The organism is Bradyrhizobium sp. LMG 9283, assembly GCF_045571415.1.
In the GTDB taxonomy this organism is placed as follows: domain Bacteria; phylum Pseudomonadota; class Alphaproteobacteria; order Rhizobiales; family Xanthobacteraceae; genus Bradyrhizobium.
On the sequence record NZ_CP120691.1, the window covers coordinates 1,215,162 to 1,237,095 of the forward strand.

Genomic DNA, 21,934 nt, shown 5'->3' on the forward strand with positions numbered 1-21,934 from the left:
TCGGCCGCGTATATCGACCTGGAGGGTCAAGTGCCCCCTTTCTCGAATTTACTGATTTTGCACAAATTGATGGCCGCGTTTGCAGCCGTGATAGCAGTTATATTTGTGAGTGGCGCAATCGTATACGACAGACTTGGCGTCATCGAAGAGGCCAAAAACTGGCGGGTCCATACCACTGACGTGTTGGACACGCTTGAGGCGGCAGTGGCCGCAACGCTCGATCAACAAACTAGTCTGCGCGGCTATTTGATCAGCGGCGACGAGAAATTCTTGGACCCGTACCGCAGAGGCAGCGACAACTTCAGCGCGGCAATCCGAAGATTAAGAGAACAGACTTCGGATAACCCAGACCAGCAAACCCGCCTCGATGAATTGAACAAGCTGGCGATGACGTGGCGCATCAAGACCGCCGAGCGGGAGATCGCGCTGATGGCGGATCCCACCACTCGGGAGCAGGCGCGCACGTTGGAGGGGGCGACCGGCAAAGCTGCCATGGACGCAATCCGCGCCAAGGCGAGCGAAATCGAGAAGGTTGAGCGCGATCTGTTGGCAAGGCGCGACGCCGTGCAGAAGCAGGCGTACGCCACTGCATACACGGCGACCGCCCTTGGCGCCGCAGCCTCGCTCATGATCGCGGTTTTGATGGGCATGCTACTCACGCGCGCTATCGCGACGCCGATCACCCGAATGACCGGCGCCATGACCGCATTGGCCAAGGGCGACACTAGCATCGACGTGCCCGGGATTGATCGGCGTGACGAAATCGGCGCGATGGCGGATGCGGTCGAAATTTTCAAGAAGGCTGTCATTGAACGCCAAAAGACCCAGGTCGAACTCGCTCATGTCAGTCGTGTCGCGACCATTGGGCAGCTGACGGCCTCGATTGCCCATGAAGTCAATCAGCCGATCTCGGCTGTACTCACCAATGCGGACGCCGCCTTGAACTGGCTGGGCAATAACCCGCCCAACATGAATAAGGCCCGCGAGTCCCTCGAGCACATTGTCGCAGATAGCCGACGAGCTGGCGAGATCGTCCACCGTATCCGGGCTATGGTCAGGAAAGCGCCGGTACCCAGAAGCCGCATTGACCTCAACGAAGCCGTGCTGGACGTCGTCGCCATGGTCCGAAGCGAGGCGGTGAGGCATAAGATTTCGGTACAGACGCAACTGGAGGAGGACCTGCCGCCGATCCAAGGTGAGCGCATTCAGCTCCAGCAGGTGCTCCTGAATCTGATCCTCAATGCCATCGACGCCGTGAACAGCGTTGAGGACGGCACGCGGGAGCTGCAGATCAGTACCGAAAGGGACGTTGCGGGCGATGTACGTGTCGCCGTGCGAGACTCGGGCCCGGGGCTCGACCCGACGAGTGAGGAACGCGTTTTCGAAGCGTTCTACACGACTAAATCGCACGGCCTAGGTATTGGCCTAGCCATCTGTCGATCGATCATCGCAGCTCATGGCGGACGGTTGTGGGTCACGAGGAACAAGCCTCGTGGCGCCGTCTTCCAGTTCACCCTCGCTCCCCACCAGGACTAGCGCGTTGCTGTTGTGCCGTCCTCAGGTCCTGATCTTTGCCTTCGCAAATTCCGTCGAACGATACCCGGAAAATGGGGGCATCCCACATGACTGAAGACATCATAGTCCTGGGCGGCTTAGCCATCCTGTTCTGCTGGACCTACATCTGCTTGCCATTAATCTTTTACAGCTTCGCGCCGCTGTGACTGAGCCGAAACATGAACTGTTAAGACCGGGAAAGTCTGCTTCGGTCAAGGGCTGCCTTGCGTACTCTTCTCCATGAACATACCAGTCGGCGCGTGGCGCCCAATGTACGTGTCGGTCTGGTGCCGTCCCAAGTGGTTCGTCAAACGCGCCCGCATGGATGATCGTCTCACGGCCGCTGCGCGTTAAGTGCGGCATCCGGCTGCCGAATCGCTTGCAAAAGGCAGTCGCAAAACTCCGTGCCTGCGGCAGGTCGGAAGATACTTTCATCGCGCTTGAATGCCGATCTGGCGAACTCACTCGATGAGCGCATCAATGACGCGGTCCCTCTGGATCATGCTTGCGGGCCGATCACCTCGTACTCACAAGCGACGCCTTCGGGATCGGCCGCAAACAGGACCGCGCTCGCGTGGCCGGCGGACAGGACTACGAGGTGCGGTACGAAGCGAAGAAGACCCGCAGATCGGCCTCGGCGGTGAAGAAGGCGGTCAAGAAGGTCGGCAGCAGCCGCAAAAAGGTCGAGCGGCGATTGCGGTCCAAATAGGTGAGCTCGTGCGTTATGTGACCGATTACCCGGCTGAGCTCATCGAGCTTCACCTGGCTGTGCTTCACCACGTTCGCCAGGGCCTCATCAACGATGGTGAGGAGACGGCGCCCGCCACGCCAATTGGTCAGTCTGTGCCACCTATCGGCATTGACACCGGACAACGTCTCTTTGGCTCTGGTGTAGGCTTCGTGGGTGATGGCCACGACATCGCTGTTCGCTAGTTGCTTGGGGGTGGCCCGGTCCGTGTGGTCCGCTAGGGTAACCACTTAGATTCGCGATTAGATCGTAAAGCTGCGCTCATCCTAGTCTTCACTGTGAGGCGGTTACCAGCGCTATATGGATGACGCCACGTAACACCACTGGATCGCGCACAGTAGCGTCGCGGCAGACTTGTCAGGACGAGATCCCACAACTAAAGTACGACGTGCGGCCCTAAGACATGCCAATCTGGTTTTTCAACTAGGAAGGGATTGATCATGGCCTCGCACACCAAAACGCAACCGACTTCCGGCTTTAATCGGCGTTTGTTCCTTGCAGGAGCCGCCGGCGGCGCAATGCTTCCGGTGGCAGCCGCAGCCGAGCCGACAAAGAAAAAACGCGGGATTTACGCAGACGCGAAAAATACTCCGAAAAAAGATTTAGAAGATAAGGTGGCTGATTTCTCGTACCAAAGTGATGTCCTCGCACAATTGGTCGTCGACATGTGGGCAGGTGCCCATGCCAATCTGATCACGCCTACAGGTCCCGGAACGACCGAGCCGCAGTACCAAGCGCGCTCGGCTGCGGCAAAAACAGTTCTCGCGGCTCGGGGCATCTATTTGGAAAAACCTATCGTGATCACGGAAGACGAATACGATGAAGGCTTCAATTTGGAAGACGCAGGCCTGACGGCAACTATCGGAATCGTTTTTGTGTTGCCGAGACCCACACGTCCGACGACTTTTGGTGGGCCGCCTCTGCTTGAGACGGCCAAGATGCTGATGGCCATCACGCCGAACGGAATCTAGCGGTATTGCAATCCGTTTCGGATGCGGCAGGTGTCTCTAACTGGGCGCGAGTTTTGGTCGCATCCAGCGCGAAACGACACGGGCGTTCACTCGGAAGCGGAGGTTTCGCATGGCACGGCTGGTTACGGAGTGGGTCAACGTCACGAGCGATACTTCGATCGTCGCTCGCGAGTCGGGAGAGGTTTGGTTTCATGTCCCGGGAGGCACGGAAGAAAAAGTAGATCCCTTCGCGACACCAATGACAGGTGTGGGCTCGGCGGGCAGCACGGTCGGGCTGCTCGACGGCGCGATAAACCTCGGATTTTCCGGAATCGAAGAGCGCCTCGCACGCCCTGACCCGACGATCCCCGGCTATATCGTAGCTTTGGTGGGCGCCTATCACACGTCTGTCGATACGCCTCGAAATCTCCGGCGCGCCGCCGCTCGCTTCAACGAGCTGGGAAGGCTCGAGGTCGCGGCCTACTTGGAAGAGCGTGCGCGCGAGGAGACCGGTCACGACCGGCTCGCGCTTAAGGATCTGCGTGCACTGGGTGTGCCGGGTGAGCGACTCGTCGCTAGCTTTATCCCGGTGGGCATCAAGCCGCTCTGCAAGCGCTTCGATGATCTCTGCATCCAGGACTATCCAATCGGTTGCATCGGCTATTCGTACTGCCTAGAGCGCATCGCCGCGCTCAAGCAGGAGACCGATATCGAGAAGGTGCGAGCCATTTGCCCGCCTGACGTCGATGCGACCCGATTCCTGAGGAGTCACAGCTCCCTCGGAAGCGAGGCGACTCACGTCGAAGAAACGATCAAATTTGTCGCCTCCCTTCCCGCGAATGATCGTATCAGAGTCGTTCAGGAGACGTATGAATCGGCGTTGATTCTGGCGCAGGGATATAATCACGAGCTTCTCAAATCCGAAGCGGAGATGCTTGAGGAGCTTGAGCAGGCGCTCGGAGAGGCGCTCCCGTATCGTCACAACTCACGTCCTTCTTACGGTGGAAACGGGCGGCCTCGGCCCGAAGCGTGATCGAATAGCGCAATTTGTCATCGCAGTTTGGAAAGCGTGAGGCAAGAGAGACTAAGCCGGCTCTCCATAGGGTTGTCCAGCGCTGGCATCGCCGCGCGAAGCTGCGGTTGTGCTTCGCTGTCGAGTAAAGCCGAATATTGGCCGTAAAAGAACGCTCATATGATAACGTTCATATGATTTCGTGTGCGAGACATGATATCGTGCGAGGAGAAGGTTCCTGGTTTAGGCAATAAAGGCGCCACATGGTGGGTCTGGTGCCCAACTCCTTCGTAATGAACTACGGCAGTGGGCAAGGGCCTCTGCAATGACGAGGACGACAAACACCGATTTAGCCGATTGGCTGGGTAGACACGGTCTAGGCCAGTACGCCAAAACCTTCGCAGAAAACAATATCGACTACTCCGTCCTTCCGGATTTGACGGAGAATGATCTCGAAAAACTCGGAGTATCTTCTTTAGGTCACCGCAAGAAGCTGCTAAGGGCCATTGAAACATTAACAGCCGCGCGCCAACCCACTGGCACAATAAAAGCGGTTTCGGGCGCCACTGCGGTGTCGCCCTCTCTGGTGCAACATCGCGAAGCGGAATTCCGTCAGATCACAGTGATGTTCTGTGACCTGGTGGGATCTACGCAGCTATCGGAGAAGTTAGATCCTGAGGATCTCCAAAAACTTATTGACGCGTATCGGGTAGAATGCAGCACGGCGATTGGGCGCTATGGAGGCGAGGTCGCCCGCTATTTTGGTGATGGAGTGATGGCATTCTTCGGTTGGCCCCGCGCACACGAGGATGACGCCGTTCGCGCTATTCACGCCAGCCTGGAGATTGTTTCCGGAGTCACGAAGATTTCCGGGCCAGTTACCCTGAATTGTCGAGTGGGTGTTTGCTCAGGTCCCGTTATTGTCGGTGACATTGGAGATAGTGGTACGTGGTCGATGGACGCGGTGGGAGAGACGCCGAATATCGCCGCACGTTTACAGACCCTTGCCGCTGCCAACACGGTACTCATCTCGGAATCGACGAGGCGTCTCGTATGGGCAGCTTTTGATTTTCAGGACATCGGGCTTCATGAACTCAAAGGAATAAGTGAACCTCTTCACGTGTATCGCGTGCTCTCGGCAAAACATACCGCTAGCCGCTTCGAGGCTGCGCATGGCGGCTCTCTTACCCCGCTCATTGGACGTGCAACCGAACTGAGCTTGCTGCTTGATAGGTGGCGGAAAGTCAAAGAAAGTGAGGGCCAGGTCATATTGCTCTCGGGTATTCCCGGGGTCGGAAAATCAAGGCTCCTCCACGAATTGAAATCGCATGTTCAGCAGGAGCCACACGTTTTGCTGCACCATCAGTCCTCGCCCTATCACAGTCAAAGCGCATTCTATCCGGTGATCGGTCAGATCGAACAAGCAGCCCAATTAACAGCCCGCGAGACCGAGGTAGATAAGATTACCAAGCTTACGACTTACCTTCCGCGCTCAACTAGAAATTCCAAAGAGCCGGTCCTGCTCATTGCCAAACTGTTATCAATCCCTTTGGAAAATTGCCTCGAATTATCTGGTCTTACGCCGCAGCAAATAAAGAACAGAACGATAAGCACGCTTGTCGACATTATCTTGGCGTTTTCTGTTCAACAGCCCACGCTCTGCATCTTCGAGGATGCGCACTGGCTCGATCCATCGACTCTTGAGCTGCTTGAATCGATTATCAGCCAGATCGATCACGCCCGCGTGCTACTTATTGTGTCGTGCCGGCCCGAATTCCGCCCCACGTGGATGACCCATGCGAACACCACCGTGCACTCGCTCACCCGATTGTCCCTCGCTGAAGTGAAGGCGATGATCCGAGATATTTTGAGGGGAGGGAGCATGCCCCAGCCGGTGCTCGAGCGGATTATCGAAAAGGCCGATGGGGTCCCGCTATTCATAGAGGAATTAACAAACAGTATGTTGAGTGCGCCAACTCAAGGCACTTTCGAGCGTGCACCACAGCCAGCATCACTCAGGGTTCCGGACACGCTGAGTGATGCATTGATGGAGCGGCTAGACCGCGTTGCGCCGAGTCGCAGACTTGTGCAGATTGCGGCTGTGATTGGCCGCGAGTTCTCGTATGACCTCTTGGCGGCTGCATCCAGAATTGGCGATGACAATATGCTGTCTGCTCTCTCGTTGCTCGAACAGGCCGACATCATTTATCGAGTCGGAATTTCGCCTTCCCTTCGTTTCGCCTTCAAACATGCGCTGTTGTGTGACGCAATCTATGACTCTTTGCTTCGAAGTAAGAGGCAGCAGATACACTCGGACATCGCGGCAGTCTTACAGCGTGATTTTCCGGAGCTAGTCGAAAACCAACCCCAAGTCCTGGCCCACCACTATCAAGGAGCAGGCAATCACCAATCGGCCATCCGTTGCTGGTTCGAGTCTGGGCAGCGCGCGCTTGCGCATTCGGCCAATGTCGAAGCGATTGCTAGCTTTCGAAAGGCCCTTCAGCTTCTGGACGCTTTGCCAGAAACGCCTGAACGGATCAAACAAGAGATCGATATTCAATTGGCATTGGGAATACCGCTTATCGCCGTTCAGGGGTACGCCTCCACGGAAACACGCGAAGCGTTTTCGCGGGCCCGTGCCTTATGCCTGCAACTGGGCGACATTCCTGAGTATTTCCAGGCCCTGTTTGGTCTGTGGGGGCACTCCTGGATGGGTGGAAAGAATGACGATGCGCTCCGTCTGGGTGATGAGTTCCTATTACGGTCACGAGCATTGTCGCAACCCGTGCCGCTGATGGTGGCTCATAGAGTGATGGGCAGTACGTTGTTGACGATCGGCGACTTCCAATCGTCAGCGAACCATTTCACAGAGTCGATCAAGCTCTCCATTGGCAAGGGAAAACAGCCACTATCCAATCTTTACATGGTGGAACCCCAAGCGGCTTCACTTCTGCTCCTATCCTGGGACTTGTGGTTTCTAGGCTATCCGGATCAGTCCCTTTCCCGCGTTTCGGAAGCGCTTGCCTTGGGTCAAGACCTTGGCCACCCCTACACCGTGGCGTTCGCTCATTACATGACTTCCGTTGTGCACATCCTGCGCGGGGAGGCCGCCCGCGCCTTCGAAAGCGCCGAAAAAAGCTTTCAAATGTCGCAGGAGCAGCGGTTTTCGCTGTACGCAATTTTGTCAAGAATTTCACGAGCTCGAGCTGCCGGCGAACTAGGCCAGCTCGGAGAGGCCCGGGACGAAATGGCACTGGGAATCGACGAAGCGCGACGCAATGGTGTCGGCTTCATGCTTCCAATGATGGATAGCTGGCTCGCGGACCTGTACGCCAAAGCTGGCGGAAATGACCGCGCGCTATCGATTGTCGAGGGTGTCTTGGCCAATATTGGTGACGTGACAGGCAGATCATGGGAAGCGGAATTGTATCGGCAAAGAGCGCAGTTTCTTTTGGCTCTCGACCCATCGAAGGTAAGCGAAGCTGAGTCTTACCTTAGGGAGTCTATTGAAGTGGCGCGCGGTCAAAACGCCAAGTCCCTGGAATTACGCGCCGCGACAAGCCTCGCAGAGGTCTGGAGGGCGCAAGGAAGACCTCATGAGGCGCGCGCATTGCTAGAACCAATCTGCCGTTGGTTCGATGAAGGAGCCGAAACGGCTGATCTCAGACGGGCGCGCGCCGCTCAAAGCACACTGGACTGATCCTTCACCTCCTCAAAGTTGATTAGCGGAAAACGGTGACAGGGTATGCAAGGGGGCGTCCCCCGGACGCGCGAACGCAAGGATGAGGCAGATGGCTGACCTGACCTACTCCGTCGCTCTAACGTCGAGACCAGAAAGGAACTTTGAAGCGTCACGCCTTCGCAGCGAATCATCGCAATGGAGGATGTGTGGCATCATCGGCTCTTCGATTTGCGCCTTTCAGCTGCGGTGAGAGCAGATGCACTACATCTGCAAGCTCGGCCGGAGCGTGGGACGAAAATCGATCAGTCTATGTGACGCATCTGCGTCACACGACGTCGGGCCTTGCGATCTGGCTTAGCCGTTGAACAGCTGGGTGATGAGGGCGGTCGGGTCGGTCGCCATGGCCACCGGATTGCCGCTGGGCGCACACTCGTTCGGCCTATGCATGCATTGGCTTTCGAAATGTCCAACCCAGCACCATCGATGACAGCCAGGCGCTCCATTGACCGACGCAGCATCGAGGCCGGTCGAGCCCTCTGCTTGAATGAAAATCAATCGGGCGGACCATCGATCCTCCGCAGTTCCTTGAACCGACACGCATTCCCCGACGCTTGACCCATCCACGGTTCAAATCCACGGTCGATGCACCGTGGAGGGCCGGGCGAAACGGCTGAAGCCGCGCGCGGCATCTGGAGAACGGCCGGGCCATCAAAGGGGGGTACCCCTGGCGAGGTTCGGGAGGAAGGCGATCGAGCAGGCGTCCGGTCGGGCGGGGGGCACTTTGCTCAATCCGAGCACCTCCAAGGGGCTTGGACGCTTTCCACGAGCCTTCCACGTTGGGCCTAAAACGCCGGAAAATAGCCCTGAACGGGACCGCACAGACCGGGACGGAAACGTTTTGAAATCAATGAGATGCGCCGGCGAGCCCTTCCTTGACATGGTGGGGGTCACAGGTTCGATTCCTGTCGTGCCCACCACGCTTCGCCTTCGGCTTCGCGTGGCACAGCCAGAGTCTATCGGGCGAAGCGTGTCCGGCGTAGCTCGAAGAGCGTAGACGGACTGGGGCCTCTTGCTCGGTCCGGGAACGCCCCGACGCTCCCCGGCATTGTTCCGCCATGCCGAAGCCCTCCACAAAATCCTTCAAGCGCGGCGATCACGTCAGCTGGAATTCCGAGGCCGGCCGGGTGCGCGGCCATATCCTGCGCGTCCACACCAGGGACGTCGACTACAAGGGCCACACTCACCATGCGAGCCCGGACGATCCGCAATACGAGATCCAGAGCGACAAGACCGATCACATCGCTCTGCACAAGGGCCGGGCGTTGCGGTTGCTGCGAAGCTGAGCGGCCTGGGAGGAGTTGACGAGCTGCCCATGGCCCATCCCTTCTTCACCATCGGCCATGGCACACGTTCGATCGAGGAATTCGTCGAATTGCTGCAGGGCACTTCGGTCACCTTCGTCGCCGACGTTCGCACCGTGCCCCGCTCCCGCACCAACCCGCAGTATAATCGCGAGACGCTGCCGCAATCCTTGTCGGCTGTTTCGATCGGCTACGAGCACATCGCCTCGCTCGGCGGCCTGCGCAGCCGCAAGCGCGAGGTGCCGCGCGAGACCAATGCGTTCTGGCAGAACGGCAGCTTTCACAACTACGCCGACCACGCCATGAGCGCGGCCTTTCGCGATGGCCTCGCGCATTTGCGCGAGCTCGGGCAGACGCAGCGCTGCGCCATCATGTGCGCGGAAATATTGTGGTGGCGATGCCACCGGCGGATCATCACGGACTACTTGCTCGCCGCCGGCGAGACCGTGTTTCACATTCTGGGACCCGGGCAGGTCAAACAGGCTGAAATGAATCCGGCGGCGCGGGTCGTGGCTGACGGCCGCCTGGCCTACCCGGCTGAGAATTAGCCAATCCTCGCCAGCGCGCTATGCGCGGCAGCATCGTGTTCAATTCGTCTTGTACTTGTTCCCGCGCAGCACGTCTTTCAGGCCGGTCGGATAGAGGCTCGGACCGCCATCCACGTCGAGATCGGCAAGGTCGAACCAGCGGGCGACGATCTCTTCTCCGTTGTCCTCCCGGAAGTCGATGCGGTCCTGGCCGGCGAAGGCGCCCTCTGGAAACGCGACCTCCGCGACGAACATCACTTCGTGGCCGGTCGATCCCTCATGCACAAAAATGTTCTCCAGCATCAAGGGCTCGCTGGCGATGGTGACGTCGATGCCGAGTTCTTCGTTGAATTCACGCACGAGCGCCGCGTGCCAGCTCTCGCCGAACTCGACCTCGCCGCCGAGCGGGCGCACGCCCTTGATCCGGCCCGCATCGTCGCGAACCTCGGCTGCCAGCAGCCGCCCGTTGCGCCAGTGCAGGCCGATTGCGACGACGCGGATGCGAGGATGTGGGCGCCATGTGGTCATGGCGAATCGTTATCGCGCGCACCGCCGCTGCGCAATACGCGCAGGCGAGGCCTCATCGGGCTGGATCTGAGTCGCCTTTGGCATGCAAAAGCTTCGCAGCCTTGATCCATGACTCACGGCCTGCCATTGTCCGGTCATCCACCACGGCAACGATCTTGGTGCGATCGAGTCATGGCTTTCGGCGAATGTGTCGCTTCGCCGGATGTGAAAAGAAGGCAGGCTGGCGAGATGAGCAGTGTGAATAAGCCCGGCGGCAATTACCTGCCGGTGATCATCCATGATGGAATTGCGTATGTCAGTGGTCAGCTGCCACGTCGCGGCGAAGACCTGCTGTATGCGGGCAAGGTCGGCGCGGGTATTGATATCGCGGCCGCACAAGAGGCTGCGGCCCTCTGCGCCGATCTCTGTGTTGCGGCCATCAACCACGCAACGGGCGGAGAGGACAAGATCGTCCAGGTCCTGCAACTCGTGGGATACGTCGCCTCGGTGCCTGGATTTACTCAACAGTCGCAAGTCATGAACGGTGCCTCCGACCGGCTGATCGAACGCCTCGGCGATCGCGGTCGTCACACGCGTACGTCCGTCGGCGTCGCCGAGTTGCCGCGGGGAGCGCCCGTCGAGCTGAGTATGATTGCCGCCGTTCGGTCGTAGACCCGACGATCGGGGATCGACGCGGCGACAGGCGGCCTTATGTAACGAGATATTTGGCGACCGCCGCCTCGTCCCACGCGATCCCGTTGCCGGGCTCCTCGCTCGGCAGTGCAAAGCCGGCCTTGATCTGCAGCCGAGTTGCCAGCACCGCGTCGGCCCAGTCGACATATTCCAGCCAATGCGCGGTCGGCGTCACGCAGAGCAGATGTGCGCTCACTTCCGAGAACAGATGCGTCGACATCTCGATGCCGGCGGCATGCGCCAGCGCGGCGGCGCGAAGCCAGCCGGTGACGCCGCCGATGCGCTGCACGTCCGGCATCACGTAATCGCAGGCTTCCGCCGCGAGCGCGGACTGCATCGAAAACGCGCTGTCAAAATTCTCACCGATCTGCACGGGCGTATGCAGCGCGTCCGCGACGCGGGCGCAGCCGGCATAATCGTCATGGCGGATCGGCTCCTCGATCCAGGTGAGGCCCTCGTCTTCGAGCATCTCGCCGCGGCGAATGGCCTCGGTCACCGTCAGCGCCTGGTTGTAGTCGCACATCAGCGTTACGTCGTCGCCGACGGCCTCGCGCACCGCGCGCACCACGGCGAGATCCTCCCGCGCATCGGGCCGGCCGACGCGGATTTTGGCGGCCTGAAATCCTTCAGCCAGCAGCTTGTGGGCTTCCTCGACGGCGGCGCCGGCCGGCATGATGCCGAGCCCTTTCGAATTGTAAGCCCTCACCGGCTTCGGCGCGCCGCCAAGCAGGCGCGCCAGCGGCAGGCCCTTGCTGCGCGCCAGCGCGTCCCACGCCGCCATGTCGATGCCGGATTGGGCCAGCCGTTGCAGACCGGCGAGGCCTAGGAGTGTAAAACGCTGGGTCAGCTTGCGTTCGATCTCGAACGGCAGCAGCTCGTCGCCGGAGAGCAAGTCTGACATTTCCGTCACCATCGCCGTCAGCGGCTTCAGGGCCGAGGGGGTGATCGAGAACAGATAGGTATGGCCCATCGCGCCCTGATCGGTCTCGCAGTCGATCAGCACCAGCGGCGCTTTGGCGACTGCGCCGGTCGAGGTCTGGAGCGGCAGGCTCATCGGCACGATCACGGGGCGCGCGTGGAAGCGTTTGATGCGGATGGTCTCGGACATGGAGTCTCCCGGCGGAGCAGGTGCAGGTTGGGGTCGATCTTAAACATCCTTGATGAAACGAAAAGACGCCTGGCCGCCGTGGCGCTCTCTTACCTTCCCCGGGGAAGGAAAAGCGCCCAACTCTCACCGCGGCACACCAAGTAAGCTCACCGCGCCGCGCCTTCCGTGAACGCCGTCTCGATCACCTCACCAAACGGCTGCCACGAACGGCCGTCGAACTGCACCAGCCGCATCTGCCTGATCGGCAGATAGCGCTCGGGCGAGGTGTTCATCCTGATGTCGGGCAGCGCCACGGACGGATGATAACCCTTAAGCGATGCCGCCTGGCGCATGATGTTGTCGCGCGAGAAATCATCGCCGCATTGCTTCAGCACCTGCGTCAGGGCCTCGGCCGCGGCGTAGCCATAGAGTGCGGCGCTGTTGTTGGTGCTTTCGACCTGATGGTATTTGTCCATGAACGTGAACCAGTCCTTCATGGCGGAATCGTCCTTCCAGGCGGGGTCGCTCGGATCCTTCAGAAAGGCCGCCGAGATCACGCCGGCGGAGTTCTCGAGGCCCGCGGGCGCCATCGCGTTGGCGATCGAGGCGGAGGCATCGTTGACGATGAAGACCGGGTGCCAATTGAGGGACGCCGCCAGCTTGATCACCTTGGACGCCGTCGACGGCACGCCGAGAAAGACGAAGATATCGGCGCCGGCGCGCTTGAGGATCGAGACGTGCCCCTCGAGATGCTCGTCGCCAATGTCGAAGGCGATGTCGACGAGGACGTGACGGTTGAGATCGCCAAGGCCTTCCTGGATGCCCTTGTAGAGCATGCGCCCGAACTGGTCGTTCTGCCAGAGCACCACGATCTTCTTTCTGGGATAGTAGGCCTGGATGTAGTTGGCGTAGATGCGGCCCTCCGACCTGAACGACGGCTGCCAGCCCATGGTCCAGGGAAACGCGCTTGGCTGGCTGAGCTCCTCATCGCCGGAGGCGACGAACAGCTGCGGGATCTTCTTTTCGTTCAGATACCGGCGCGTCGCGAGGTTGCCGGGCGTGCCGAACGAGCCGAACATCAGGTGGACGTCCTCGCTCTCGACCAGATTGCGCGTCAGCTCCAGCGCGCTTCCTGGATCGGAATTGTCGTCGCGGGTGATGAAGCGGATCTTGCGGCCGTTGATGCCGCCACGCGCGTTGACCATGTCGAAATAGGCAGCCTCAGCCTGGCCGATCGCGCCGAACTCCGACAGCGGTCCCGAATACGGCATGACATTGCCGATGCGAATCTCGTTGTCAGTTGCGGGTTGCTCGGCGTGTTGCAGTGACATCGCCCCAAGCGAGGCCCAAGCAACGATCAGAATGAACAGCAGTCTGCCGGTGACGCGCATGCTCGACACCTTGTCGTTGGCCCCAACGAGGTCGGCTCAGTCCGCAGCAAGGCGGGTTAGTGTAGGTCGAGCGTTTGGCGATCGTGTGGCTGGGCGGCCGGTTCGGTGTGGTGGCGCACTAAGCCAAAACGGCAGGTGTGTTGACGTGCCGCGAGTCGCTTCGTTGTTGCCCCGTCGTGGCCGCGAGGAAGGTCCGCCCCCTCTCCCGCCTGCGGGAGAGGGCTGGGGAGAGGGTTTCACCTCAATGGGACAATCTCCAAGCGGAGAGAGCCCTCACCCGGCGCTTCGCGCCGACCTCTCCCGCAAGCGGGAGAGGTCGAGTGCCCGGCTCGATCTGTCAGCCCCGATCACCGTCCCGTCTGCTACGGCAGGCCGCGCGCCTCGAGCTGATGCACCAGCAGCAGCGTCGGCTCCGCGAGGCTGTCGCCGGAGCCGTCCAAGCCAAACGCGGCCGCGATGCCGTCGCGGCTGCGCAGCAATGCGCTGCGCGGGCAATGGCCGGCTCCGCACAGCGTCTTCTTCAAGGTTTCGCCTTGCGCGACGAGGCCGGCGGAATCGTCCGCGGCCCAGGCCAGCACGATCGGCACGTCGACATTGAGGATGCCGGGGAAGACCGATCGCTTGTCGTATTGGGTGGCGTCAGTGCCGAGATAGGCCTTCTCGCTGTCGCTCGCATCCTTACCGACGCGGTAGATCCCGGACACCAGCACGACGCCGGCGACGTCGGCGCCGTCGGTCTGCAACTCGGGATGCGCCAGCAGGGTGGCGACATGGAAGGCGCCGGCGCCGTAGCCGACCGCGACGATCTCGCGGGCATCGCCGTTGAAGAGGTCGATATTGCCGTGGACCCAGGACAGCGCCGCCGCCACATCGGACGCGCCGGCCGGCCAGGACGCCGAGGGCGCCAGGCGATAGTTGACGCGGACCCCGATCATCTCGTTGCGCGCGGCAAAGCACATGGCCTGGTCCTGGATCTGGCGCGACAGCTCCGGCGCCGCACGATCGCCGGTGAAAGTGTCACCCGCCACGAACAGCAGCACTGGCCGCGGTGTGTCCGCCTTGGTGGCGCTGGTCGCGATATCGAGCACATTGGCCTCGCTCTCGCCATAGCGCAGACCGCGCGAGAAGGTCACCTGCTCGCACAGCCGCGCGGTGCCGCCGGCGGTGGTGTCGGAATCGGTGAGGCCCACTTGCAGGAGATCGGACGGCGGCGATAGCCGGCCCGGCATAGGTCCGTGCGCAGAGGCCGTGGTCATGGTCAGAAGCAGGAAAAATGTCAGACAATTCTTCATGGTGATGCCGGGCCTTGCGGGGCTCATATTGGCTCGCTGATATGGCCTGTATTTTCAATTCGCCTCATTAGTCAGCTGGCCTTGAGGCGAATTCGCGGCACCTTCGGCCGGTCGCGGCCGGTGTGGAACAGGTGCTCCCCTGGCATGTAGCCGCATTTGGAACGCAAGTTCGCGGGGCCCGGAAGGATTGCGCGGAGCGGCCGTTTTGTCTCGATCCGTCGGGCCGTTGTCCGGCGCCGCCCAGTCTCGAGCCGGAAACGGCTTTCTACTGTGCATGGGGTTGTTTTCGCAGTTTTTGCTTTGGACGACCCGTCAGGCCCGCTTCATCGTCCGGAAGGTGATGGAGTAGCGCCGCGCCGCGACCGGCGGGATGCTGTGCTCCCATTGCGACCGCGCCTCACCGTCCATCATGTAGAGCGAGCGCGGCAGGGCTTCGAGCGTGTGGCGCTCCCACTTGTCGCCGCTCCGGCGGCGGAAGCGGAATTTGCACGGCGAGCCCAGCGACAGGCCGAGGACTTTGTCGAAATGCGGCTTGTCGCGATGCCAGCCGATGCCGACGCCAACGTCATATTCGGTGCACAGCACCTGCCGGACGCTGCCCTCTGTGAGCCCCGCCCATGCCTCGACCTGGCGCGCGATCGGCCGCACCCAATCCGGGATCGGCTCGGCCTCGGTGAGCCGCTGCAGCGAATAGTCATAGCGGTAGCCGAGCGATGCTACGCGGCGGTTGCCCTCGAAGGCACCGAACTGAAAGCGCCGGAGCGGCAATGCTGCGATGCGGCCGATCAGATCCTGCTCGGCGGCGGCATCGATAAAATTGTCCGTGTAGCGAAGACCGCTCGGGCCTGCCTGCGGATCGGCGAACAAACCTAGCTGCGTCATGCCTCGCATTTCCGTGATGGAACCTAATGGCGGCTGAGGCGACTTACATAAGACGCGGGAAGAAACGTGCGAGGCCGTCATGGCAGAGAAGCATACCGCCGATCCGGTTGAGATCATGCGGGCGACCGGTCATCCTGAGCTGGAATACGCCGCCGGCTGGACCATCGCTGGTCTCGTCACCATCGGCGCCATCGTTGCCGCCTGGGTGTTCGCGATCTAGGCTAGAGGGAATTGGAGCTCGAAGGCCGCACCCTCGTCGGTCGGCTTCAGCCTGATCGAGCCGCCATGGCTCGCCATCACCGCACGCACGATCGCCAGCCCCATCCCGGTGCCGCCCTGGTCCCGGCGGGTGGTGAAGAACGCGTCAAAGATCCGGTCGCGGTTCGGAGCCGAGATCGGTTCGCCGTCGTTGCTCACGGTCAGCCGCAGGGTCGTACGCTCGTCCGCCGCCTCGAGCCTGATCGTCTGCGCCTTGTGCCGCATCGCATTGTCGGCGAGATGCGACAGCACGATCAGCGCCTTCTCCGAGGACATGCCGACGGGGCGGTCGAGGCTGCCGCTGGCGTCGATCGAGCTTGCCGGAAATCTGGTCCTGAGATCGGCGATCACCGGCGCAAGCTCGGTGCGTTCGTTCTGCGGCAGGCTCTCGGCGCGGGCGAGCTCGCGCAGCCGCAGCGCCATCGCCTCCAGCCGCTGGGCGTCGGACAGGATGTTGGCGATAAACGTCTTCTGCTCGGCCGGCGTCAGGCCCTCGGCCTTGCCTTGAAGTGAATCCTGCAATAGCTCGGCCGCGCCCTTGATCGAGGTCAGCGGCGATTTCAGCTCGTGGGTGAGATGGGCCGAGAACGTCGCGATGTAGTCGGAACGCCTTGCGAGCTGCTCGGCCATGCCGAGGAAGCTGTGCGAGAGCTGGGCGAACTCGCGCGTGCCGTAGTGCTTCAGCGGTTGGAACGCCTCGCGGTCGCCGCGGCCGATTCTGGCGGCGCGATCGATCAGCTCGCGCATCGGCAGCGTGATGGTGCGCGAGAACACGAGGCCGATCGCGATCGTGCCGAGGATCACGGCGAGCCCCGCCAGCACGAACTTGGCCCGCTCCTGGTAAAGATGATCGAAGATGTTGCTCGGCGTCCGCGTGGTGTAGATCACCCCGGCGACGCGGTTGTTGACGATGACGGGCATCGCGGAGAACACATGCACGCCGAGGCCGCGGCTGAACGAATAGATCGGCGGCGGCGGCTTGTCCGGTACGCGGTTGCGCAAGGTGGCGCGGTACTGCCCGTGCAGCGCATCCGCGACCTCCTCGATATGAGCGAGCGACTGCCCGACCTCCTGCCGCCCGGCAATCACCACGCCCTGCGGATCGAGAATGCGAAAGCCCGCCAGCGTCACCTTCTGGGTTTCGCGGATGATCGGCGTCAGCCTGGCGCCGATCTCGACATAGGCCGGCTGCGCCGGCTGGGGCGCGGGTAGTGCATCGGGCCGCCGCCGGAGCAGGTCGTTCGCGGTGAGATCGAGCGCGGGACGGATCGGTGTCACCTGGTCGCCGGGATCGGGCAGCACGCCGGGCGGCACCTCGGCGCCGAGCATGAGGCCGCTGTCGAGCCTTGCCGCGACTTCCTGTGCATAGATCGTCGCCAGCACGCGGCTCTGTGCGATCAGCTCGGCCTGGGTCTGGCGGATCAGCTGGTTGTCGTAGAGACGGAAGAAGAACAGGCCAACCAGCGGCAGGATGGCGACGGTGGCCAGCACCGTGAAGATGACGAGCCCAAGCGACGGCCGCCATTTGTCGGGCGCCGTGCTCATGCCTCTTTCTCGCAGCGGCCTAGCTTGAAGCCGACGCCGTGGATGGTCTCGATAACGTTGTCGCAGGCGAGCGCCGCGAGCTTGGCGCGGATGTTGCGGATATGGCTGTCGATGGTGCGGTCGGAGACCTGGATGTTGAGCTGATAGGCCGCCCGCATCAGCTGCTCGCGGTTGAACACCGAGGTCGGCCGGGCCAGGAAGGCGCGCAAAATGCCGAACTCGATCGCCGTCAGTTTGAGCGGTGCACCGGCGAAGGACGCCACGTGCTGCTCGGGATCGATCAGGAGACTGCCTTGCGTAAGCGCGGTGGGACCGGCCTTGGCCTCGCCATTGCGCGGGCTGAGGCGGCGCAGGATGACGTTGACCCGCGCCACCAGCTCGCGCGGGCTGAACGGTTTTGTCACGTAGTCGTCGCCGCCGATCTCGAGGCCGAGGATGCGGTCGATCTCCTCGTCGCGCGCCGACAGGAACAGGATCGGCACGTCCGATGTCTTGCGGATCTCGCGGCAGACATCGAGACCGTCAAACTCGGGCATGCCGATGTCCAGCACGATCAGATCGGGCTTGTCGGCGGCAAAGCGGGCGAGCGCCTCCTTGCCGTCGCGCGCCTCGATCACGTCCATGCCGGCTTTCTTCAGGGCGACGCGGATGACCTCGCGGATGTGGCCCTCGTCATCGACGATGAGAATGCGATGCGCCAAGAATCTCTCCGCTCAACCCTCCGGCCGACTGCCGGGCTGGCTTTTGGCCTCAGCATCGAGCCGGCGTTGCAGCCGCCAGCTCCGAAAGCTCCAGGCTCGCCAAGCCAAGTCCAACCGCTGGGTTTCTACAAGCCGATCGCGGCGCCGCGCAAGGCAGTCGTCGCCCGGACGATGGGCGATGACCTTGTCGAGCGCGGGCAGCGCCTGCGGACCGAGTGTGAGAAGATAGTTCGCATCGATCGCCACGCCCTTGCCCGACATCTCACTGCTGTGCGTCAGATTGTAGTCGGCAATGAACCCATCGAAGTTCACGAGTGAGACGACATACAGCACGATCGTCAATGCGATCCAATTGGCGCAGACGAGCCACCGGTTGGAGCGGTCGAGCGCGATGCGGGCCACGATCAGGATCAGGCCGAGCGCCACCAGCCCCATCCAGATGAAGGCGGCGATGCGCCAGTAGGTCAACATGTAGATGTCGACGTAGAGACCGAGCCGAAGGATGGACGAGGCGACCAGCAGCACGTTTTGGCCGACCCAGAGATAGACCAGCGGCCGGACTACGTTCGATTTCTCGGCCGGCCCGCCGGGGCGCATCGCGACCAGTACGAAGGCGGCGGCGAGCAGGGCGGTGGCGATCAGCGGATAAGCGCCGCGATGGGCGTAAGCAGCATAGGTCATGTTCGCGGGTAGCGCCACATGGCCCCAGAGATAGATGCCATCGAGAATCGATTGCGCCGCGAACAGCAGATTGAACAGGATCAGCGATCGCAGAATGGTGGAGGAACCCAAAAACTCTGCTGTGACGAACAGCGCCAGGGGCTCCGATTCTACGACATCGGTTGCGGCGGCAACAGCGATCTTTCGGCGCCGCCAGCGCACATGGATGAACGGCCAGACCAGCGTCAGCATCAAAGCCCAGAACAGCACGCGCGGGACACTGACATATTCCAAGATGACCTTCGGATTGAGCAGGGACACCCATTGCTCGATCACCGGGTTGGCCGCCGCGAACAGTGCGACGAATACGGTGCTCAGGACCATCGGCATCAGCCACAGCGCGATGCTCCGGGTGAAGGCCGACAGGTTGAAGAGCTGGAGCGCATCGGGGAAGAAGCGCAAGAAGCCGAACAGAACGAAATTTCGAAGCGCGCGGGCGCGATCTGCGAGCCCGGTCGTTTCCGGATTGGTCGCGAGCAGCAGGGCAACGAGGAGCGCCGTGATGAGGATCAGAAACGAGAGCGTGTTGAGCTCTTCCACGGCCGGCGCCAGGCCGAGCGCAACGATCGCGCCTCCGATCGCAGCGCGCCGAACATTGAGCGTCGCATGATTGGCGAGCAGCGAGGCGCAGGCGATTGCGGCTGCGAAGATCGCCAGCGACAACCCGATCCGCTGGCCGTAGAAGAGCCAGTCGGCGAGCGCGGCGAGCAGCAGCGCCATTACGAGCTTGGCCGACAGGGTGGAAGGCCTGATGGGTTGGATGTCCGTGGTTGACGTCGAAGCCAGGCTCGTCATGTCCTTGAAGACCTTTCGTGATGGGTGGCATCACGAACTCTGAACGGCACTTGTGCAGACGGCGGGATCATCGTCTGCACGGTTTCAGGAGTCTTTTGCAGATTTCGTGCAGGCGCGCGTTTGCCTCTCGTACAACGCAAATCGGTTTGATACGTGCGACGCATTCGCCACTTCTCGCGCGTGACGCATCATGCAATTCCTCCGCCGTATCGGTTTCATCTTGCTCTGGCTGGCCGCACCTGTTGCTGCATTCGCAGCCGCAAACAAGAACGATCCCTATCTACTCATGTTGCGCGGCGCCGGAAACGTTGCGCTTGTCGTCGCAAGCATTGTGATCGTCATCGTGCTGTTGCGGACGAGGCGCTGGCGCACCATCGCCGGCAAGGCACTCGTCATGCTCTGGTGCCTGCCGGCAGTGCTGCTGTCCGCCGCGCATCTCAAGTTCGAGTTGCGCAAGCACGAGGTTCTCGGTGCCAGCGCCGCCGAGGCGCGCCAGCTCGGGCCCCACTTCATGGTCGGTTATTCGTCGTTTCCAGAAGTTGCGCGCCTTGCCGGGCAGGGCCTGATCGGCGGCGTCTACGTCACCCGCCACAACATCCGCGGCGGGACCGTCGAGGCGCTGCGCGCCGAGATCGCGGCGCTCCAGGATATCAGGCGCGCCGCCGGCTTGAAGCCGCTGGTCGTCGCCGCCGATCAGGAGGGCGGTATCGTCGGGCATCTCGCGCCGCCACTGACGAAAAGTGCCGGCGCTGGCAACGCTTGCGAGACTGCCTCCCGCCGACCAGCAGGCCAACGCGGAAGAGTTTGGCCGCATTCACGGACGCGAGCTCGCCGGGCTCGGCGTCAACCTCAATCTCGCGCCGGTACTGGACCTCAAGCCACCGGCGCGGCGCAACCGTCTCGATTTCCACACGCTGATCGGCCAACGCGCGATCGCGAGCGATCCCGCGGTCGTCAGCACGATCGCGAGCGCCTATGTGCATGGGCTGGAAGAGTCCGGCGTCGGTGCCACGCTCAAGCATTTTCCGGGCATCGGCCGCGTGCGCACCGACACGCATCATTTCAGCGCCAATCTCGACACGCCGGTGAAGGAGCTGGAAGCAACCGACTGGCTGCCGTTCCGCGAGGTGCTGTCGCATTCGCGCAGCGCGCTCATGGTCGGCCATGTCACGCTCACGGCCGTCGATCCCGATCGCGCCGCCTCGCATTCGAAGCGCGTCGTCGAGGGAATCATTCGCCAGAAGTGGGGCTACCAGGGCGTGGTGATGACAGACGACCTCGTGATGGGCGCGATCTACCAGAACGATGTCTGCAAGGCCGTGGTGGAAGCGATCAACGCCGGTGTCGATCTGCTGCTGGTCGCCTACGACGGCGCGCAGTTCTACCGCGTCTTCGCCTGCGCTCTCGACGGATTGCGGCAGGGCAAGCTCGACGCGGCGATGTTGCGCGCGAGCGAGGCGCGGCTGGAAGGGGGCTTTCCGATCGCGCAGGCGGAAGCCGCTTCCTTTAATCGAAACAGACTTGGGATAGTCGTGCCTGCTGCCCCGCGCGATCTGTAGTTAGCGGGCTTGCTGCTGCGCTGCCTGCGCGATCAGTCCGTCGATCATTGCGCGCACGAGGGTCGCGATCTCCTTGCGCAGCGCCGGCAGCGGCACGGCAACCAGCTTTTGCTCCAGTCCCAGCGCCACCATCCCATGCACGGCCGAGAACAGGCTGCGCGCCGTGATGCCGAGCTCCTCGGGGGTGCGCTCTGGAAACAGCGCGGCCAGCGGCCGGTAGATGTGGCGGAATAGTTGCAGCTGGTCGTGGACGGACCAATCGGGGACGACCTTGTCGGCCTCCATTCGGTGCTCGAACAGCGCGCGCCAGAGCTGGAGATTTTCGGCGGCGAAATCGCAATAGGCGATCGCGATGCGGATGAGTGCTTCTTGCGGCGATGGCTCGCCGGCGCTTACCGCCGCGCTGAGCGCTCCATCGAGGCGAAGCAGCGTGCGCGAGCCGACGCGCAGGACGAGTTCGTCCACGTCGGTAATGAGATTGTAGACCGCACCATTGGCGCAGCCGATCTCGCGGGCCAAATCGCGGGTTTTCAGACCCGCCAACCCCCGCTCAGTAATCATCTGCTCGGCCGCCTGGATCAGGTGGCCCCGCAATTTCTCTCGACGTTCCAGGGTTTTAGTCATTCCTAACCAATTTTTGAGCGCCGCTCAAATAATTGTTGAACGATGT

Annotated in this window: 19 protein-coding genes and 1 pseudogene; 11 read left to right on the top strand and 9 right to left on the bottom strand. The window is 61.6% G+C overall.

The window, feature by feature from the left end:
• Positions 1-30 precede the first annotated feature (30 nt).
• The 8 genes from P6U29_RS05695 (at position 31) to P6U29_RS05730 (ending at position 9,855) form a co-directional block, all read left to right on the top strand.
• Positions 31-1,536 carry a CHASE3 domain-containing protein gene (locus P6U29_RS05695; protein WP_407116699.1) on the top strand — a complete coding sequence of 502 codons (1,506 nt, stop codon included), beginning with the start codon at positions 31-33 and terminating at the stop codon, positions 1,534-1,536.
• A 565-nt stretch (positions 1,537-2,101) separates the two neighbouring features.
• The gene (locus P6U29_RS05700) at positions 2,102-2,263 is read left to right on the top strand and encodes a DUF3606 domain-containing protein (RefSeq protein WP_407119250.1); all 162 of its coding nucleotides are present in this window, start codon (positions 2,102-2,104) and stop codon (positions 2,261-2,263) included.
• Positions 2,264-2,271: 8 nt separating this feature from the next.
• Positions 2,272-2,487 carry a hypothetical protein gene (locus P6U29_RS05705; protein WP_407116700.1) on the top strand — a complete coding sequence of 72 codons (216 nt, stop codon included), beginning with the start codon at positions 2,272-2,274 and terminating at the stop codon, positions 2,485-2,487.
• Between the two features lie 255 nt (positions 2,488-2,742).
• The gene (locus P6U29_RS05710) at positions 2,743-3,273 is read left to right on the top strand and encodes a hypothetical protein (protein WP_407116701.1); all 531 of its coding nucleotides are present in this window, start codon (positions 2,743-2,745) and stop codon (positions 3,271-3,273) included.
• A gap of 109 nt (positions 3,274-3,382) precedes the next feature.
• The gene (locus P6U29_RS05715) at positions 3,383-4,285 is read left to right on the top strand and encodes a hypothetical protein (protein ID WP_407116702.1); all 903 of its coding nucleotides are present in this window, start codon (positions 3,383-3,385) and stop codon (positions 4,283-4,285) included.
• A 304-nt stretch (positions 4,286-4,589) separates the two neighbouring features.
• On the top strand, positions 4,590-7,964 hold the full coding sequence (locus tag P6U29_RS05720; protein WP_407116703.1) for an adenylate/guanylate cyclase domain-containing protein: 3,375 nt from the start codon (positions 4,590-4,592) through the stop codon (positions 7,962-7,964).
• A 1,097-nt stretch (positions 7,965-9,061) separates the two neighbouring features.
• A complete protein-coding gene (locus tag P6U29_RS05725) occupies positions 9,062-9,289 on the top strand; it encodes a DUF2945 domain-containing protein (protein ID WP_407116704.1) in 228 nt (75 codons plus the stop codon).
• Positions 9,290-9,318: 29 nt separating this feature from the next.
• Positions 9,319-9,855, top strand: a complete 537-nt coding sequence (locus P6U29_RS05730; protein WP_407116705.1) for a DUF488 family protein — start codon at positions 9,319-9,321, stop codon at positions 9,853-9,855.
• Between the two features lie 39 nt (positions 9,856-9,894).
• Here the strand turns inward: P6U29_RS05730 and P6U29_RS05735 are convergent, their stop codons facing one another.
• Positions 9,895-10,362, bottom strand: a complete 468-nt coding sequence (locus P6U29_RS05735) for an NUDIX hydrolase (RefSeq protein WP_407116706.1) — start codon at positions 10,360-10,362, stop codon at positions 9,895-9,897.
• Between the two features lie 228 nt (positions 10,363-10,590).
• Between P6U29_RS05735 and P6U29_RS05740 the strand changes: the two genes are divergently transcribed.
• Positions 10,591-11,013, top strand: coding sequence for a RidA family protein (locus tag P6U29_RS05740; RefSeq protein ID WP_407119251.1), 423 nt, complete (start codon positions 10,591-10,593; stop codon positions 11,011-11,013).
• A 37-nt stretch (positions 11,014-11,050) separates the two neighbouring features.
• On the opposite strand, the gene P6U29_RS05745 is transcribed toward P6U29_RS05740, so the two are convergent.
• The 4 genes from P6U29_RS05745 to P6U29_RS05760 all read right to left on the bottom strand — a co-directional run bounded on the left by P6U29_RS05745 (position 11,051) and on the right by P6U29_RS05760 (position 15,686).
• Positions 11,051-12,142, bottom strand: a complete 1,092-nt coding sequence (locus P6U29_RS05745) for an enolase C-terminal domain-like protein (RefSeq protein ID WP_407116707.1) — start codon at positions 12,140-12,142, stop codon at positions 11,051-11,053.
• Between the two features lie 146 nt (positions 12,143-12,288).
• Positions 12,289-13,512: an ABC transporter substrate-binding protein gene (locus tag P6U29_RS05750; RefSeq protein WP_407116708.1), complete on the bottom strand. Its 1,224-nt coding sequence runs from the start codon at positions 13,510-13,512 to the stop codon at positions 12,289-12,291.
• A 362-nt stretch (positions 13,513-13,874) separates the two neighbouring features.
• Entirely contained in the window at positions 13,875-14,804 is a 930-nt protein-coding gene (locus P6U29_RS05755; protein ID WP_407119252.1) for an alpha/beta hydrolase, read from the bottom strand.
• A gap of 312 nt (positions 14,805-15,116) precedes the next feature.
• Entirely contained in the window at positions 15,117-15,686 is a 570-nt protein-coding gene (locus P6U29_RS05760; protein ID WP_407116709.1) for an alpha-ketoglutarate-dependent dioxygenase AlkB, read from the bottom strand.
• A 79-nt stretch (positions 15,687-15,765) separates the two neighbouring features.
• Between P6U29_RS05760 and P6U29_RS05765 the strand changes: the two genes are divergently transcribed.
• Positions 15,766-15,906 (top strand): hypothetical protein, encoded by a 141-nt coding sequence (locus P6U29_RS05765; protein ID WP_164936762.1) that lies wholly within the window; start codon positions 15,766-15,768, stop codon positions 15,904-15,906.
• On the opposite strand, the gene P6U29_RS05770 is transcribed toward P6U29_RS05765, so the two are convergent.
• The 3 genes from P6U29_RS05770 to P6U29_RS05780 are packed head-to-tail and all read right to left on the bottom strand — an operon-like array spanning position 15,903 to position 19,705.
• Entirely contained in the window at positions 15,903-17,489 is a 1,587-nt protein-coding gene (locus P6U29_RS05770; RefSeq protein ID WP_407116710.1) for an ATP-binding protein, read from the bottom strand. The two genes, P6U29_RS05765 and P6U29_RS05770, sit on opposite strands and share 4 nt — an antisense overlap.
• The gene (locus P6U29_RS05775) at positions 17,486-18,190 is read right to left on the bottom strand and encodes a response regulator (RefSeq protein ID WP_407116711.1); all 705 of its coding nucleotides are present in this window, start codon (positions 18,188-18,190) and stop codon (positions 17,486-17,488) included. Before P6U29_RS05775 ends, P6U29_RS05770 begins: the two co-directional genes overlap by 4 nt.
• A 12-nt stretch (positions 18,191-18,202) precedes the next feature.
• Positions 18,203-19,705, bottom strand: a complete 1,503-nt coding sequence (locus P6U29_RS05780) for a DUF4173 domain-containing protein (RefSeq protein ID WP_407116712.1) — start codon at positions 19,703-19,705, stop codon at positions 18,203-18,205.
• 190 nt (positions 19,706-19,895) lie between these two features.
• On the opposite strand from P6U29_RS05780, the pseudogene P6U29_RS05785 reads away from it, so the two are divergent.
• A pseudogene (locus P6U29_RS05785) lies at positions 19,896-21,264 on the top strand (glycoside hydrolase family 3 N-terminal domain-containing protein).
• Here P6U29_RS05785 and P6U29_RS05790 read toward each other — a convergent pair.
• The gene (locus tag P6U29_RS05790) at positions 21,265-21,888 is read right to left on the bottom strand and encodes a TetR/AcrR family transcriptional regulator (protein WP_407116713.1); all 624 of its coding nucleotides are present in this window, start codon (positions 21,886-21,888) and stop codon (positions 21,265-21,267) included.
• Positions 21,889-21,934: the final 46 nt, after the last annotated feature.